Source organism: uncultured Granulicatella sp. (assembly GCF_963515615.1).
Classification (GTDB): Bacteria; Bacillota; Bacilli; order Lactobacillales; family Aerococcaceae; genus Granulicatella.
This window is the reverse complement of record NZ_CAUPZT010000021.1, coordinates 12312-28863: the sequence shown is the minus strand read 5'-3', so window position 1 is coordinate 28863 and position 16552 is coordinate 12312. Positions and strand designations below refer to the sequence as shown.

The following is a 16552-nucleotide window of genomic DNA, read 5'->3' as shown; positions in this document are numbered from 1 at the left end:
TCTTTGTCTTAAAAATCAATTTCTGTTGAATATTGACTGGCTGCATTCCATAGTAGGTATTCTTTAATTCCGGCTTCTTTTAAAGCTTTAATTTCTTGACTAATGACATCAGCTGTATATAACTGATAGTTTCCTTCGCCTAAATAATCAGCTGTGAATGCTTGAATCCAAGGTCTTGAAGTAGGAGAGGGATTTAAATCTTTAAAATACCCATTCTCAATTTTCATATATTGACTCACGATATCATAAGGCTGTTTATCCGGTTCTTTTACACCGAAAGCTCCATTTACCCAGTGACTTGGGAAAATCATAGGAGAAATAACATCAACATGTTCTGCAATATCCGTGAATTTTTGACCAATCCCACCGATTTTTGAAGCGGTAATCGCGTGTGCCAAAATATCGGCAGAAAGATGAACACCGTAAGGTTTTAACTTAGTACGAACATATTCTACAAAGTCTGTGACTGCAGCAATACGTGCCTCATCCATATCAGTGTAATGACTGTAATCCCCTAAGTCGTAATCTAAATATTTTTCAATTAATTCAAACCCTAGCGGGAAACGTACATAGTCTAATTGGATATCTTTAAATCCTGCTTTAGCTGCACCTACAGCAATTTCAGCAATATATTCCCAATTTTCTTTTAGGAAAGGATTTAAAAAAGATTCACCTTCATCATTTTCCCAAACAGTTCCCATTTGCGTGCGGAATGTTAAATCAGGATTTTGATAGGGTACTAAGTGATCCCCAAAACTTACAATTCGAGCAATTGGATAGATTTGATGTTTTTCCAAAGTTTTTAGTAATTGTTTTGTGTCTGTAATTTCATTTACGGTATTATTTTGGATTGTTTGATTATCCGTATCTAATGGCATTGTAATTTTTCCATATCCATCACGAACATCAATTACAACTGCATTAGCATCAGTTTTATCAATATATTGTACAATTCTATCAAGTTCAGTTCCTTTTGCTCTAAATGCTTGTACATAGATTCCTTTTACTCCATCTCTAGGGTAGGGAATAGTAATCCCAGAATCATAACTACTATCTGTAGGAAAGTTGACGGGAACTTTTAATAAACTAGCTGTTCTCAATGTTAATTTTTGAGTCGTTTCTTCCTCAGCACGAACTGGATTAAATAGAAGGATGAATACTCCTAATAAAAGGATACGCATCAATCGATTTATTTTTCTCATGAGCAACTACTCCTTTCTTGTACTCAAGCGAGCCTTAAGAATACGGATAGGTTTGTCAATGGCTGTCAGAGGTTCATTAATTTCTTCCAGTATTTTTTGACGATCAATAGCCGCTTGGTTTAAAACTATGATTTTTTTTCGTAAATCATCATTCGTTAATTTATTTCCAGAAATTTCAACAAAGAATTGTTGTTCATTGTTTAATTGTTCCTCAGATTTTTTGATGTAATCCGTAATACTGTCGACAATTTTTTGCAAGTTTGAGCTTACGATTTTAATTTCAACACTTGGCAAGTTTTTGTCTTGTAAATTACTAAGGTGAGACGCATCATCACGAATCACTTTTAATGTTTTAGTAATTTGTTTTTGAATATCTCTTCTTTGTTGTAGATTATCAAAAACTTTACCTTTTTTCTTAGCGTAATTTGCTAGAGTTGAATCATCAGAGATATCATCTTCCCAATCATTTTGCAAATTTGCTTCAAAAGTTTGGATGTTGTTTAAATGATCAACAACCACAGGTAAGGTATCTTGTACTTCTTGAACAGTTTTTTCAGCACTCTTCTTTGTATTAGAGCAGGCTGCAAATACTAGCAAACTTGCACTAATCAAGAATACCTTCGTAGCAATTTTTTTCATAACACACTCCTTATTTTTCGCATCTTCATTTATAGACACACAAATTACTTTGTTATTATACAGTTTTTTTGTGAAATATACAAATTATTAACTGATTTGATGGCTTTTCCATGTGAAAGTGGGGATGTTTTTGCTATTTTTAGTTTAATTTTTTATTTTTTCTATTTGCTATTCTCTTGTTTGACGAAGATTAATAGAATAGGTACAATAGAACTAATGAGAGTAGAAAGAGGTATTTTATGATTATTTATTTAGTTTTAAGTTTATTATTCATTGTGGCAGATCAGGCCATGAAAGTTTGGATTGTTTCTAATTTTGCGTTAGATACTGGTCAAGAATTATTACCAGGAATTGTGAAGTTATTTTATATTCAAAACACGGGTGCAGCATGGGGAATTTTAGCAGGACAACAATTTGTTTTCTATATTATTACAGCTTTTGGGGTTTCTGCGATTTTGTATTTAATGTTTCAAGAAAGAGGAAAATCAAAATTTGCGTTGACAACCTATAGTTTATTATTAGCTGGAGCATTAGGGAATTTTATTGATCGTGTTCGATTAGGATTTGTTGTCGATATGTTTCAATTTGAATTTATCGATTTTCCAATTTTTAATATTGCAGATATTTGTTTAACGGTTGGGGTAGTGGCATTATTCCTATATATTTTAATTGTTGAAAGAAAGAAGGAAAAAAGTGGAAAATAAAATTATTGAATTAACACTATCATTGGACAAAAGTGAAAGACTCGATAAAATTCTAACACAAGAATTATCTCATACTCGTTCAGTCATTCAACAATGGTTAAAATCAGGATTCGTATCGGTAAATGGAGAAATTGTTAAAGCGAACTATAAAGCAAAAGATGGAGACCATGTTACCATTCAAATTGAAGAAGAGGAAGAATTAACGGTTCTTGCAGAAAATATTCCATTAGAAATTGTTTATGAAGATGAACATTTATTAGTCATTAATAAACCAAGTGGTATGGTTGTCCATCCTTCAAAAGGACATTCAACGGGTACATTAGTGAATGCATTACTTTACCATGTGGATCAGTTATCCAAGGGGTCTGAAACTTATCGTCCGGGAATTGTACACCGAATTGACAAGGATACATCTGGATTATTAGTTGTAGCAAAAACACCACAAGCTCATGTCGGTTTATCGAATCAATTAATGGATCATTCCATGACTCGTAGTTATGTGGCAATTGTAGATGGAAGATTTGAGCATATTACTGGTACAGTGGATGCACCATTAGCTAGAGATCCACATAATCGTCTAAAGCGTTGTGTTCAAAAAGAAGGAAAACAAGCAATTACTCATTTTACAGTCATTCAAGCGTTAAAAGACACAAGTGTGTTACGATTGAATTTAGAAACCGGAAGAACACATCAAATTCGTGCCCATATGGATTTTATTCAGCATCCGATTTTAAATGATCCGATGTATCATCCAAATGGAAAAAATGCCACAGAATTTGGGCAATATTTACATGCTGAGACTTTAGGATTTGTTCATCCTATTACACAAGAAAAACTATATTTTGAAAGTCCATTACCAAAAGAATTTGAAGAAATGATTCAAGAACTACAGTAGAGGAGTATGGATATGTCAGAAAAATTCTTATTAGATGAAGCGACCATTAATCGTTCGATGACTCGAATTTCTTATGAAATTATAGAACAATATAAAACGGTTGAAGATTTAGTGCTTGTTGGAATTAAGACAAGAGGAGTTCATATTGCTAAACGATTGCAAAAGAAAATTGAATCCATTGAAAAGCAACCAGTTTTACTAGGTGAAATTGATATTACATTATATAGAGATGATCGTCACGAACCGGATCCAACGGTAGATCCAATAATTAATGGAACGAATATTCCTTTTTCATTAAATGGAAAAAATGTCGTTTTAGTAGATGATGTCATCTTTACTGGTAGAACAGTTCGTTCTGCATTAAATGCACTAATGGAATACGGTAGACCAAAAACGATAAGTTTAGCAGTCTTAATTGATAGAGGACATCGAGAATTACCGATTCGTCCAGATTATGTTGGAAAAAATATTCCAACTTCTAAAAAAGAAGAAATTTTAGTGAAATTACATGAAGTTGACGATGAAGAATGTGTTACATTAAAAAAAGTATAGTGAATGTATCAAAATAGTTGCATTCTAATTCAGATTAGTGTAATATTACTAACGGTATAAAAACCATATTTCACACCTAATTGGATGATAAGGGTGGTGCTTAGGAATAAGTACCCTTGTCGATGAAAATTGGGGAGGAAAAATAAAACCAAAATTGGAGGAAAACAAAAATGGCAGTTATTTCAATGAAACAATTGTTAGAAGCTGGTGTACATTTCGGTCACCAAACACGTCGCTGGAACCCTAAGATGAAGAGATACATCTTCACAGAAAGAAATGGTATCTATATCATCGACTTACAAAAAACCGTTAAATTAGTGGACGACGCATACAACTACATGCGTGAAGTTGCTCAAGACGGAGGTATTGCTTTATTCGTAGGTACTAAAAAACAAGCACAAGATGCTGTTAAAGATGAAGCAATCCGTACAGGTCAATACTATGTTAACCATCGTTGGTTAGGTGGTATGTTGACTAACTGGGATACAATCCAAACACGTATCAACCGCTTGAAAAAAATTAAAGAAATGCAAGAAGACGGTACTTTCGAAGTATTACCTAAAAAAGAAGTTGGTGTTCTATTAAAAGAATTAGACAAACTTGAAAAATACTTAGGTGGTATTAAAGATATGCCACGCATTCCTGATGTAATGTTTATCGTTGACCCTCGTAAAGAACGTATTGCAGTTCAAGAAGCTCACAAATTAAACATTCCAATCGTTGCTATGGTTGACACAAACTGTGACCCTGATGAAATCGATGTTGTTATTCCATCAAATGACGATGCAATCCGTGCGGTTAAATTAATCGTAGCTAAAATGGCAGATGCATTCGTTGAAGGTAACCAAGGTGAAGACGTAGCAGTTGACGAAGAAGACTTAGATAAAGATACTTCATTAGAAGATATTGAAAAATTAGTTGAAGGCGACAACGCTGAATAATCACTAACCAGTAGGCTGTTTGGAATCGGAAAAGAAAACTTTCATCCAAACAGCTTTTTTTAAAAATAAGTTTTGTAAATTTATAACATTTAGGAGGAAATTGAAATGGCACAAATTTCAGCACAATTAGTAAAACAACTACGTGACATGACTGGCGTAGGGATGATGGATGCTAAAAAAGCATTAGTTCAAACTGAAGGAGATATCGATGCAGCCGTTGACTACTTACGTGAAAATGGTTTAGCAAAAGCAGCTAAAAAAGCTGACCGTATTGCAGCAGAAGGTATTACAAACGTATTAGTAGATGGAAACGTTGCAGTTGTATTAGAAGTAAATGCTGAAACAGACTTCGTTGCTAAAAACGACAAATTCCAAGCATTAGTAGCTAAATTATCAGAAGTAATTTTAGCAAATAAACCAGCTAACTTAGAAGCTGCTTTAGAAATCGTTACTCCAGAAGGTAAAGTTTCTGACGTAATCGCTGAAGCAACTACAGTTATCGGAGAAAAAATTTCATTACGTCGTTTTGAAATCGTTGAAAAATCTGATGCAGATGCATTCGGAGCATACTTACACATGGGCGGACGTATCGGTGTGTTAACTGTATTAGAAGGCTCTACAGATGCAGATGCTGCTAAAGACATTGCTATGCACGTTGCAGCAATCAATCCTAAATATGTTGACCGTTCAGAAGTTTCTGCTGATGAATTAGAACATGAGAAAAAAGTTCTTACAGAACAAGCATTAAACGAAGGTAAACCAGCCAATATCGTTGAAAAAATGATTGCTGGACGTTTAAACAAATTCTTAGCTGAAATCAGCTTAAACGACCAACCATTCGTTAAAGATCCAGATACAACAGTTTCTAAATTTGCTGCTTCTAAAGGTGGTTCTGTTAAATTATTCCACCGTTATGAAGTTGGTGAAGGTTTAGAAAAACGTGTTGACAACTTCGTTGAAGAAGTAATGGGACAAGTTAAAAAATAATTGATTTCAATTAGTGGGGAATAAGGTAGGAAGCTGCCCTCTATTCCCCTTTTTTTTAGACTAAATTCACTAAGAACTAAATAGAAGAGGAGTCCTTATAATGGTGGAACCTAAATATAAACGTGTGGTATTAAAATTAAGTGGAGAGGCATTAGCTGGTCAAACAGGTTTTGGAATTAATCCTCCAACGATTAAAGAAATCGTAAAAGAAATTAAAGAAGTACATGATTTAAATGTTGAAATTGCAATCGTAGTTGGTGGTGGAAATATTTGGCGTGGTGTAACAGGAGAAGAAGTAGGTATGGAACGTGCTCAAGCGGACTATATGGGTATGCTTGCAACTGTTATGAATGCTTTAGCCTTACAAGATGCTTTAGAAAACATTGGAGTTCCTACACGTGTTCAAACTTCTATTGAAATGCGTCAAATTGCGGAGCCATATATTCGTAGAAAAGCTGTAAGAAATCTTGAAAAATCTCGAGTTGTAATTTTTGCAGGTGGTACAGGAAATCCTTATTTTTCTACAGATACTGCAGCTGCATTACGTGCTGCTGAAATTGGAGCAGATGCAATTTTAATGGCTAAAAATAATGTTGATGGTGTGTATAGTGCAGACCCTCGTATTGATACAAACGCCATTAAATTTACGGAGTTAACACATTTAGATATCATTCAAAAAGGATTAAAAGTTATGGATACAACTGCTAGTTCGTTATCTATGGATAATGATATTCCATTAGTTGTCTTCAATTTAAATGAAACAGGAAATATTCGTCGAGCTGTTCTTGGTGAAAATATCGGTACAACTGTAAGGGGGAAATAATATGACAGCAACTGAAATTATTGCAAATGCAAAAGAACGTATGAAAAAAACTGAAGATACTCTACAACGTGAATTAGGCGGAATTCGTGCTGGACGTGCGAATGCAAGTCTATTAGATCGCCTACAAGTTGAGTATTATGGAGTTCCAACTCCAGTTAATCAATTAGCTTCTGTAACAGTTCCTGAAGCTCGTATGCTTTTAATTACACCTTATGACAAATCAAGTTTACAAGATATTGAACGTGCAATTTTAATGTCTGATATTGGGATTACACCAACTAATGATGGTAGCGTTGTTCGTTTAGTCATTCCACAATTAACAGAAGAACGTCGTAAAGAATTAGCAAAACAAGTAGGAAAAGAAGCTGAAGGTGCTAAAGTAAGTGTTCGTAATATTCGTCGTGATGCCATTGAACATTTAAAGAAAGCTGAAAAAAATAAAGAAATCACTGAAGATGATTTACGTGGATATGAAAAAGATATTCAAAAATTAACGGATGACAGTGTAAAAAACATTGATCATTTAGCACAAGTGAAAGAAAAAGAATTATTAGAAGTATAATTAATACTGTGACAACAAATCTTAGTTCATGTACAAGATTTGTTGTCACTTATTTTTTGAATCGTTGAAAGGAGATTATATGAAATTAACTAAGAAGCAACAATTTTTACTTGTTAAATTAGCGGTATTAGTCCTTATCCTAATTATTTCTGGAATTGGTTTTTTCTCGAACAATCAAAAGAAAATTCCCAATAAATCAAATGCTAGTCAAACACAAGTTGAAAGTACAGTAGATTTTTCTGGTTATGATAAGTCAAAAAAATATACACTGGAAGTTGGTAAAGTAGCTGATGGTGATACATTCCATGTTCGATTAGATGGGAAAGAGTTTAAAATCCGTTTGCTATTAATTGATACACCGGAAACAGCAAAAGAAGGAAAGGTTGCTCAACCATTTGCAGATCAAGCAAAACAAAAAACAGAAGAGTTATTAAAAAAGGCTAAAAAAGTAGAAGGTAAATTTGATGTTGGTGATTATACAGATAAATATGGACGTGCTTTGATGTATGTTTATTTAGATGGAAAATTATTACAACAAACTTTAGTAGAAGAAAGTTTAGCAAGAGTAGGATATGCTCATCCACCGAATACAACGCTATTAAAAGACTTACAAAAAGTTGAAGAGCAAGCGAAGAAGAAAAAGAAAAATATTTGGGAAAAAGATGGTTATGTAACTAACCGTGGATTTGATACAAGTGTGTACTAATTCGTTTCGTTTATGATATAATTTTGCCAAGATTATTGTTAAGGGGGGCAGGGGTATGAAAAAAAGAAGTTTTATGGCAACCATTTTATTTTTGATTTTTTTGGTAGTTGTCTTTACTGTCTTTTTCAATGATAAAAAGATGATTGCAGTATTTGCATCTATTGGAGCTGCAGTTTATGCTGTAACTATTAAAAGAATGAAAGATTCCGAAAACGAATAATTAAGTAAAAGTTAAGTACTAAATATAGTGTTTTACGCCTTAGATGGATTCTATGACCTGTGTATCAAAACTGTTTTTGGCGTTATATCAAGTTTTATCCAAGTGTACCATAACAGTTTTTATCTATATATTGTGTTTTAAAAAATAAAATAAAAATTTTAAGCACAATATATTGTATTTTAACCAGATATGAGGTATTATACTACCTGTATGAACCATAAGGGAGAGATGTATATGTCAAAACGTCAAATTACACTATATTCAAAACCAAATTGTATGCAATGCAATTTTACAAAACAATTTTTTGAGGATAATCAAGTACCATTTGTCATCAAGGATGTGTTTGAATCAGAAGAAGCTTTAGAAGAAGTGAAAGCTTTAGGCTTCCAATCATTACCAGTAATTGTAGCGGAAGGTATTGAACCATTCTTTGGTTTCCGCCCAGATATTTTAGAACAATTAGTAGGCTAAGAGTTTAACATTGAATTTATAAAACGATTTTTCTGCGTAGCGGAGTGCTACAAATAGAAAAATCGTTTTATTTTTGTTTACAAATTCATCGTTATATGGTTAAGTTAAGGGGAATAAACGATAGGAGGTTCTTATGAGTTTCGAAGTCATTCTTACAAAAGAAACAAGTGCGAAAGTTTCGCATATTGCTACAAAAATTGCAGATTGGTTAAAACAATCTAGCAAGAATCAAGTTATTTATCTTGTACCAGATCATATTAAGTTTTCTGCAGAATTAGAAATGATTCAACAAGTGGGGCAGTTATTACAACAACCAAAGAATTCTTATGCTGTGACAAAATTACAAGTATACAGTTTTAATCGATTAGCTTGGTATTTTTTAAGAGATCATGCTGCACTTCAACGTCCGTCTTTATCCAAGGTTGGAATTTGTATGATATTACAAAAAATATTATCTGAATATCAAGATGAATTAGTGTTATTTAATAAGGAATCTCGTCATAAAGGTTTTATTGAACGTTTATCTGCTGTCATGCAAGAATTTCGTTTAGGAGGAATCGAAGTAGAGGATTTCTCAGAGTGGTTTGAACAGGATTCTTACGAAGAAATTGATCAACGTTTGAAAGAATTTGGCATCATTTATAAACATTATTTAGAGTATTTAAAACAAGATTTTGTTCAATCGGAAGATTTATTACGTATATTAGCGCAAGAAATTTCATCTATGGATTTATCAAATACATACGTTGTGATTGATCAGTCATATCACTTAAATGCGATGGAATTAGAAGTGATTGATGCATTAGTGAAATCGTGCGGAGGAGTAGAGTTTTATACTACTGCAACAACAGATGCTTTTAAACCAAAAGAAACACTAGAATCTAGTTTATTTGATTCTAATCGTCAATTAATTTCTCGCTTACTAAATTGGTTAATGATTGATGAAAGTAATCCAGTTTTAAAAGAATTAAAAGAAGGAAATAACACTTATCATCCTGACTTTTTCGAACTTGAACAATATTGGTTAGAAACAAGTGGGGGACTTGAAACTACTTCAAAACGTACATCACGGAAAATTGAAGCTTTACAATGGACAACTTATGAAGAGGAACGTCAAGAAATCCAAGAAACATTAGCAACCATTAAAACATTAGTTGATAGTGGAAAATATCGTTACCAAGATATTCAAATTTTATCGAGAAATTTAGAAGAACAACAAACACTCCTGCAACCTTTATTAGAAACGTATCAAATTCCTTATTTTATGGATTTATCAGATACAATGGAGCATCATCCACTCATTCAAGTACTAGACGCGATTTTTGCTATCCAGAAGCATTTTTGGCGTTATCATGACATAATGAACCTATTAAGAAGTGAATATTGCTTCTGGCCCTTAAATCGAGCAAATATAGTGAATAAGGATGATGAGGAAGTTACGCTAAGAGATGCCTTGATTCAATATCGTCAAACATTAGATGAAACTGAAACAATTATACTAGCTCAAGGCTATGAAGGAAAAGATTGGATTTCAAGCAAAACTTGGAATTATCAAGTTGAAAATATTGATGAAGATAGCTTAAGTAGTAGAGAAGTGCTAGTTCATCAACAATTAACACAAGCACAAGAACTACGAGAGCAAATCGTCTCTTTATTAGAACCATTTTATAAAACATTGGATAAAGTTGAGACAACAAAAGAAGCGATAACTCTCCTATATCAATTATTAGAAAAAATTGGTGTAACGGAAGCATTCTTATATTGGAGAAATCATGCTGCCAATATTGGGGATATCCAAACTGCTCGTAGACAGGATCAAGTATGGAATGAATTTTTAAAATTATTAGAGGAGTATGTTTATATTTTTGGAGATGAACCGTTTGATTGGGAAATCTTCCAATTATTATTACATACAGGATTTGAACATACACACTATAATATGGCTCCATCTACTTTAGACCAGTTAACGTGTACGGGAATTGATTCTGTTCGTTATTCTCCTAAAAAGATTACTTTTGTGATTGGTTTATCGCAAGGCGTCCTTCCTCGAATGGAAGAGGAGAGTGGGCTAATGACAGATGAAGAAAGAGAGTATTTATTAAGTAAATTAGATAGTGGTCGTTTCTTACATCCAACAACCATTCAAAAACAATCAGTAGAGCCATTTTTATTTTATAAAGTGTTAACTTCAGCAACTGAAAAGTTATTCTTATCGATGCATCATACAGATAAAGGCGCTAAATTAAAACCTTCTAGTTTTGTAGAACGTATTTTAAATCAATATGAAATTACTACAGTGGATGGCAATCAAAAACAGCAAGAACGATTTGAACAGGGCAACTTTGTAACCATTCATGAATTATTTACGACCTTATTACAGAAACTTCGTCAGTATAAATTTTCAAAAGAAGAAGATATTCCATCTATTTGGATTGCTTTACCTCATTTATTAAGACAGGATAAAGATTTCCAACAGGAGTATCATACATTAGTGGACAGTGTATTCCATTTAAATATTGCAAAGCAATTACCAAAAGAATTGGCTGCTGAATTATACGGAAATCATTTATACTTATCAACTTCTCAAGTTGAAACCTTTTATAAGGATCCATTTAGTCATTTCTTACAATATGGTTTGAATTTACGTGAACGTAGAGAGTTCGAATTAACAGCAGCTGGATCTGGGGAATATTTTCATGAAACATTTGACCAGTTTATTCGTAAAGTTCATGAATTACAATTAGATATTCGTTCTATTGATAAAACAACAACCGAAGTATTATTAAAAGAAATCTTTGATTCTATGAATGAAGATGCAAGATTCCAAATTTTAAATGCATCTCCTAGAATGAATTGGACAAAAGTTTTACTACAAGATACAATTCGACAAACATTAGCTGCTGCGCTAATGCAATTGCAACAATTACAAGTAACACCATGGAAAACAGAAGTAGCATTTGGCAGAGAGCCCTATAAAAAAATTGAAATTCTATTAAATGATACTCAATCTCTATCTATTCGTGGAAAAATTGACCGTATAGACCTTTTAGAAACCGAAAAAGGTTACCATTTAGGAATTGTCGATTATAAATCTTCAGTACAAAAATTTGATATCAATCGATTACGTTATGGCATTCAACTACAACTATTAACGTATTTATCAGTAGCTAGAAACATTGTTTCTGACCAATTTAAGAAAACTGTAACGCCTTATGGTGGATTATATATGCATGTTTTTCAACCAAGCTTTAATGCTAAAGATCTGAAATCAGATGCAGATTTTGAAGAAACTCGTCTGAAGAAATATAAATTATCTGGATTATTGACAAATGATTTAGGAGTTCTGCAACAAGTTCAACCTGATTTTGAAGCAGGAGACTCTATTGTATTACCATTTGGTGTTAAGAAAGATGGAGAATATAAGGCAACTAGCCAAGTCTATACCCCTGATGATATCAATTTATTAATGGACTTTGCTTTCTATCAATTGAAAACTGCAGGAGAACAAATTTTAAATGGAGAAAATCAAATTGCCCCATTTGATGAATTAAAAGAATATGCAGATTCAGTGAATGGAAAATTCAGTGCAATTTCAATGTTTGATGCAACGAATCCAGAAAATAACTATCAATTTTTAACGAAAATGCCTCTTCAAGAGAACTTAACTTGGATGAGAAATAAAATTGACGGAAAGGAGGAATAGTGGGTGATACCAGTAAAACCAGAGGGTGTACAAGCAACGCCTGAACAATGGCAAGCAATTTGGCAAAGAGGCGATAATTTATTAGTTTCTGCTTCTGCCGGATCAGGAAAAACAAAAGTATTAGTTGACCGAATTATGGGATATATAGAAGATAGCGTTAATATTGATTCTTTATTAATTGTGACTTTTACTGAAGCTGCTGCAAAAGAAATGAAAGAACGTCTACGTACTAATTTAGAAAAAGCTATTACAAAAGAAACAGATATTACTAAAAAGCATATGTATATCAAACAACTAAGTTTATTACCAAATGCTACGATTTCTACCATTCATAGTTTCTGTATGAAAGTCATTCGTCGTTATTTCTATTTAAGTCAGTTAGACCCTGTATTTTCACTATTAAATGAAGTAGAGGGGACTTTATTAAAAGAAAAAGTATGGCGAAATATACAAGATGAATTATTAGAAGAACATTCTTGGATGGATGGTTTAATGCGCTATTTTTCTAGTGATCGTAATGATGATGGATTTACAACATTAGTTTATCAACTATATGATTTTTCACGTTCAAAACCAAATCCAAAACAATGGATTTCTTCTTTAGCGGATTTATATGAAACAAAGGATGAATATGGTGAAATTCCTATTATAAAGGATCAATTTGCACCTTATATTATCGAAGAATTAAAGTATTTAGTTTCTGCCTATGATGAATTAATTAAATTAGCTGAAGTAACTGGATTTGAAAAGTGTAAAGATGTGGTTGAAGCTGATGCTCAAAAAATCCAAGAAGTGTATGCAGCATTTGCAAGTGGTAATTACACTGCAGCCAATACATTAGCTCAAGAGGTGAAGTTTGACCGTTTCCCAACCGTACCTAAAAAAGATGAAACTACAGATAAAGAATCCGTTCAGGCCATTAAACGTAAAAGAGATAGCCTGAAGAAACATTGGGAAGATCAATTATTAGCAACAGCCTTTTTCGAGTCTCCTGAGATTCAAATGAAACATTTAAGAAATATTTATCCAATGATGTTGCATTTATCTCAAGTTGTCTTAAAATTTTATGAAGCTTTCCAATTGGAAAAGAAAACTTCAAACAAAATTGATTTCTCTGATTTAGAACATGATACATTAGCGATTCTTTCCACTGAGAAAAATGGAGTTTTGATTGCTAAAAAATATTATCAAGAACTATTTACTGAAGTTCTAATTGATGAATACCAAGATGTAAACCGAGTTCAAGAAGCCATTTTGACAAGTGTTGCTAGAGAGAATAATCTCTTCATGGTAGGAGATGTCAAACAATCGATATATGCATTCCGTCTTGCAGATCCATCTTTATTTAGAGATAAGTATGAAGCTTATGCAGATGAAAATGGCGGAAAACGAATTATTTTAGCTGAAAACTTCCGTTCTAGAGATCAAGTATTATCCTTTACAAATTTAATTTTTAGACAAATTATGGATCATGAATTAGGTCAAATTGATTATGATGATTCAGCTGCTTTAAAAACTGGAAACTTGAATTATTCAGAAGACACAGATAAATTTAGCGAATGCTATATTATTCAAAATGCTAATCTAGAAGAAGAGGAAGAAGAATCTTCTGAATTGGAATCGGAAAGTTTGATTGATAGTTCAGCTAGTGCTGAAGTCCATTTTATTGCTGGTAAAATTAAAGAATTGATGGCAAATCAATTTGAAATCATGCATGAAGAAAGTACAAAGGACAATCCGAAAAAACGACCAATACAATATAAAGATATCGTCATTTTAGCGCCAACAAAGGCTAATAATGGATTAATTGAAGAAATTTTTACTCAGTATCAAATTCCTGTTTTAGTGCAAAAAAATCTTCAATATTTTAAACGAACAGAAATTGCCATTATGATGTCTGTACTAAAAATTATTGATAATCCTACTCAAGATATTCCATTTGTTGCAGTATTACGTTCAGGAATCGTTGGATTAGATGAAATAGATCTTGCTCATATTCGTAAACACAATAAATCTTGTTCGTTTTATGAAGCTTGTGTTCAATTTGTGGAGCATTTTAAACTAGAAGAAGTAACTTATTACGATAGTACTCAACAACAACAATTAAAAGAACGTGTACAAGCATTTTTAGCACAATTAGAATCTTGGAGAGATATTGCGAATCACCAGTCAATCAGTACGCTTATTTGGCAAATTTATATGGATACGAACTATTTAACATATGTACATGGGCAATCTGTGGGACAGCAACGTGTCTTGAATTTACATGCCTTATATAAGTATGCGAAAGATTTTGAAGATTCTAGCTTTAAAGGTTTACGTAATTTTGTTCGATTTATTCAGCAAATGCAACATAAAAAGCAAGATTTAGAAGAACCTACTCAAATTTCTGATGAAGAAGATGCAGTACGTGTCATGACGATTCATGCTAGTAAGGGATTAGAATATCCAGTTGTATTTTTAATGAATGCTGGAAAGAAATTTAACCAGCAAGATATTCGTCAACAAGCCATTCGTAGTGATGAATTAGGTGTAGGTGTTAAATATTTACAATTTCCTGAAAGAATTCAATATACAACCATTCCATATGTGATGGCTTATAAAGCAGAGAAAAATAAATTACTATCTGAAGAAATGAGAAAATTGTACGTAGCAATGACTCGTGCACGTGAAAAACTCATTATTGTCGGTTCTTTAAAAGATTTTGAAAAATTTAAAGAAGAACATTCTATGATTGAAGATATTGATGATGAAACATTGCCATATTCTCTTCGTTATCATGTCGATAATTATTTAACGTGGATTTTAATGGCTACAATGAGAAAGCAAGAGAAAGTTTCCTTCCATCAAGAAGTCATTGACTTTGAACAAATTAAAAAGAATTCACTCAATTGGATTCAAGATACTGAAACGGCTTCTATTAATGAAGTAGAGTGGTTACAAAAGCAAGTAGAAGGAAAATCGGTTAAAAATTTATCAAATTTATTAGAAGATTTAAAACAAACGTATCCTTATTTGTTAGCATCCACTACAGCAAGTTATCAAAGTGTATCTGAAATTAAACGTATGAATGAAGAACCAGATGTGAAACAACTACCTCAGTTGGGAGAACAAACTCAACAAACTCAACAAACAGAAAAAACTGTGCAACAATATGTTTATTTAACATCTGAATTAGCAAAACCAAGCTTTATGGAATCTAAACAAAAAGTTTCAGCTGCTGAACGTGGAAGCGGTTTACATTTATTGATGCAAAAGTTAGACTTAACAAAGGAAATTACTCCTGAATTCATTCAAGAAACGATTCAACATTTAGTTGAGACACAATTTTTAGAAAAAGAAGTTGCTGCAGTAATTCCAGTTGACCAAGTTTATCATTTCTTCCAAAGTGAATTAGGACAATGGATACAGGAACATGAAGCATTATTAAACCGTGAACAAGCATTTTCACATGTTGTAACAGCAAAACGTATCTTTAAGCATTTACCAGATAATGAAGATTCGATGTTAATTCACGGGATTATCGACGGATTTGTGGAATTAGACGATGAGATTATCTTATTTGATTATAAGACGGATCATGTGGTACCGACACAAAAAGGAATACAGAAAGTCGTCGATAAGTATAAACAGCAATTAAATTTATATGCTGAGGCATTAGAAACAAGTTATCAAAAGAAAGTTACTAAACGTATGTTATGTTTATTATCGATTGGTCAATCGATAGATATTTCTAATGTTTAATTATGGTAGAAGGACGTTCGTGATGGACGTCCTTATATGTTATATGTTGGTTTAGATTTAGGTGGAGCAATTGTGTTGCTCGGTTTGTTTTCGATATATAACTTTCTTTAATATATATTATGTAAACCTAGATATCGTTCGAAATAATTGATTGACTGTAGCTAGGTCGCCAGCAGCCTCGCTTTGCGAGTCTCATGGGTAAACTTTGAGCCATGGTATCAAAGTTTACCTGTAAAAGAATCCTATCTGATTCTTTTACTTTAGCTACTGTATCAATTATTTCTCACTTTTTACGTTTATCATAATTAAGTAACTTCAAATACTTTATTCAATGATTTCTTACTTTTTACGTTATCAGTCTAGAACATTATCTATTCTGTTCTAATTATATAATATGTACTTT

General features: G+C 32.6%; 14 protein-coding genes. 12 read left to right on the top strand and 2 right to left on the bottom strand.

Annotated features, from left to right (window positions below; genetic code table 11):
- Positions 1–8: 8 nt before the first annotated feature.
- Together RYL55_RS04950 and RYL55_RS04945 are read right to left on the bottom strand one after the other, a co-directional pair.
- Complete coding sequence (locus RYL55_RS04950) at positions 9–1202, bottom strand: putative glycoside hydrolase (protein ID WP_315007809.1); 1194 nt, start codon at positions 1200–1202, stop codon at positions 9–11.
- Positions 1203–1208: 6 nt separating this feature from the next.
- Positions 1209–1841 carry a YkyA family protein gene (locus RYL55_RS04945; protein ID WP_314111100.1) on the bottom strand — a complete coding sequence of 211 codons (633 nt, stop codon included), beginning with the start codon at positions 1839–1841 and terminating at the stop codon, positions 1209–1211.
- Between the two features lie 239 nt (positions 1842–2080).
- Here RYL55_RS04945 and lspA point away from each other — a divergent pair, with 239 nt between their 5' ends.
- From lspA to addA, 12 genes are all read left to right on the top strand, one after another.
- Positions 2081–2545, top strand: a complete 465-nt coding sequence (lspA, locus tag RYL55_RS04940) for a signal peptidase II (protein ID WP_315007806.1) — start codon at positions 2081–2083, stop codon at positions 2543–2545.
- A gap of 1 nt (position 2546) precedes the next feature.
- The gene (locus RYL55_RS04935; RefSeq protein WP_315007811.1) at positions 2547–3440 is read left to right on the top strand and encodes an RluA family pseudouridine synthase; all 894 of its coding nucleotides are present in this window, start codon (positions 2547–2549) and stop codon (positions 3438–3440) included.
- 12 nt (positions 3441–3452) lie between these two features.
- Positions 3453–3992, top strand: a complete 540-nt coding sequence (gene pyrR, locus RYL55_RS04930) for a bifunctional pyr operon transcriptional regulator/uracil phosphoribosyltransferase PyrR (RefSeq protein WP_315007804.1) — start codon at positions 3453–3455, stop codon at positions 3990–3992.
- A gap of 170 nt (positions 3993–4162) precedes the next feature.
- Positions 4163–4933, top strand: coding sequence for a 30S ribosomal protein S2 (rpsB, locus tag RYL55_RS04925; protein ID WP_314111106.1), 771 nt, complete (start codon positions 4163–4165; stop codon positions 4931–4933).
- 105 nt (positions 4934–5038) lie between these two features.
- Complete coding sequence (tsf, locus tag RYL55_RS04920) at positions 5039–5920, top strand: translation elongation factor Ts (RefSeq protein ID WP_315007803.1); 882 nt, start codon at positions 5039–5041, stop codon at positions 5918–5920.
- A gap of 100 nt (positions 5921–6020) precedes the next feature.
- Positions 6021–6743 carry a UMP kinase gene (gene pyrH, locus RYL55_RS04915; RefSeq protein WP_315007801.1) on the top strand — a complete coding sequence of 241 codons (723 nt, stop codon included), beginning with the start codon at positions 6021–6023 and terminating at the stop codon, positions 6741–6743.
- Between the two features lies 1 nt (position 6744).
- Positions 6745–7305 carry a ribosome recycling factor gene (frr, locus tag RYL55_RS04910; RefSeq protein WP_315007799.1) on the top strand — a complete coding sequence of 187 codons (561 nt, stop codon included), beginning with the start codon at positions 6745–6747 and terminating at the stop codon, positions 7303–7305.
- 79 nt (positions 7306–7384) lie between these two features.
- A complete protein-coding gene (locus RYL55_RS04905) occupies positions 7385–8011 on the top strand; it encodes a thermonuclease family protein (protein ID WP_315007797.1) in 627 nt (208 codons plus the stop codon).
- A 55-nt stretch (positions 8012–8066) separates the two neighbouring features.
- The gene (locus RYL55_RS04900) at positions 8067–8231 is read left to right on the top strand and encodes a hypothetical protein (RefSeq protein WP_314111112.1); all 165 of its coding nucleotides are present in this window, start codon (positions 8067–8069) and stop codon (positions 8229–8231) included.
- 234 nt (positions 8232–8465) lie between these two features.
- Positions 8466–8702 carry a glutaredoxin-like protein NrdH gene (gene nrdH / locus RYL55_RS04895; protein WP_315007793.1) on the top strand — a complete coding sequence of 79 codons (237 nt, stop codon included), beginning with the start codon at positions 8466–8468 and terminating at the stop codon, positions 8700–8702.
- A 133-nt stretch (positions 8703–8835) separates the two neighbouring features.
- A complete protein-coding gene (locus tag RYL55_RS04890; RefSeq protein WP_315007792.1) occupies positions 8836–12405 on the top strand; it encodes a PD-(D/E)XK nuclease family protein in 3570 nt (1189 codons plus the stop codon).
- A 3-nt stretch (positions 12406–12408) separates the two neighbouring features.
- Entirely contained in the window at positions 12409–16149 is a 3741-nt protein-coding gene (addA, locus tag RYL55_RS04885) for a helicase-exonuclease AddAB subunit AddA (RefSeq protein ID WP_315007790.1), read from the top strand.
- Positions 16150–16552: the final 403 nt, after the last annotated feature.

What these genes read in the sequence shown, in the direction of transcription:
- RYL55_RS04950 (WP_315007809.1), bottom strand. Translation starts at nt 1,202, where the DNA reads ATGAGAAAAATAAATCGATTGATGCGTATCCTTTTATTAGGAGTATTC.
- RYL55_RS04945 (WP_314111100.1), bottom strand. Translation starts at nt 1,841, where the DNA reads ATGAAAAAAATTGCTACGAAGGTATTCTTGATTAGTGCAAGTTTGCTA.
- lspA (WP_315007806.1), top strand. Translation starts at nt 2,081, where the DNA reads ATGATTATTTATTTAGTTTTAAGTTTATTATTCATTGTGGCAGATCAG.
- pyrR (WP_315007804.1), top strand. Translation starts at nt 3,453, where the DNA reads ATGTCAGAAAAATTCTTATTAGATGAAGCGACCATTAATCGTTCGATG.
- rpsB (WP_314111106.1), top strand. Translation starts at nt 4,163, where the DNA reads ATGGCAGTTATTTCAATGAAACAATTGTTAGAAGCTGGTGTACATTTC.
- tsf (WP_315007803.1), top strand. Translation starts at nt 5,039, where the DNA reads ATGGCACAAATTTCAGCACAATTAGTAAAACAACTACGTGACATGACT.
- pyrH (WP_315007801.1), top strand. Translation starts at nt 6,021, where the DNA reads ATGGTGGAACCTAAATATAAACGTGTGGTATTAAAATTAAGTGGAGAG.
- frr (WP_315007799.1), top strand. Translation starts at nt 6,745, where the DNA reads ATGACAGCAACTGAAATTATTGCAAATGCAAAAGAACGTATGAAAAAA.
- RYL55_RS04905 (WP_315007797.1), top strand. Translation starts at nt 7,385, where the DNA reads ATGAAATTAACTAAGAAGCAACAATTTTTACTTGTTAAATTAGCGGTA.
- RYL55_RS04900 (WP_314111112.1), top strand. Translation starts at nt 8,067, where the DNA reads ATGAAAAAAAGAAGTTTTATGGCAACCATTTTATTTTTGATTTTTTTG.
- nrdH (WP_315007793.1), top strand. Translation starts at nt 8,466, where the DNA reads ATGTCAAAACGTCAAATTACACTATATTCAAAACCAAATTGTATGCAA.
- RYL55_RS04890 (WP_315007792.1), top strand. Translation starts at nt 8,836, where the DNA reads ATGAGTTTCGAAGTCATTCTTACAAAAGAAACAAGTGCGAAAGTTTCG.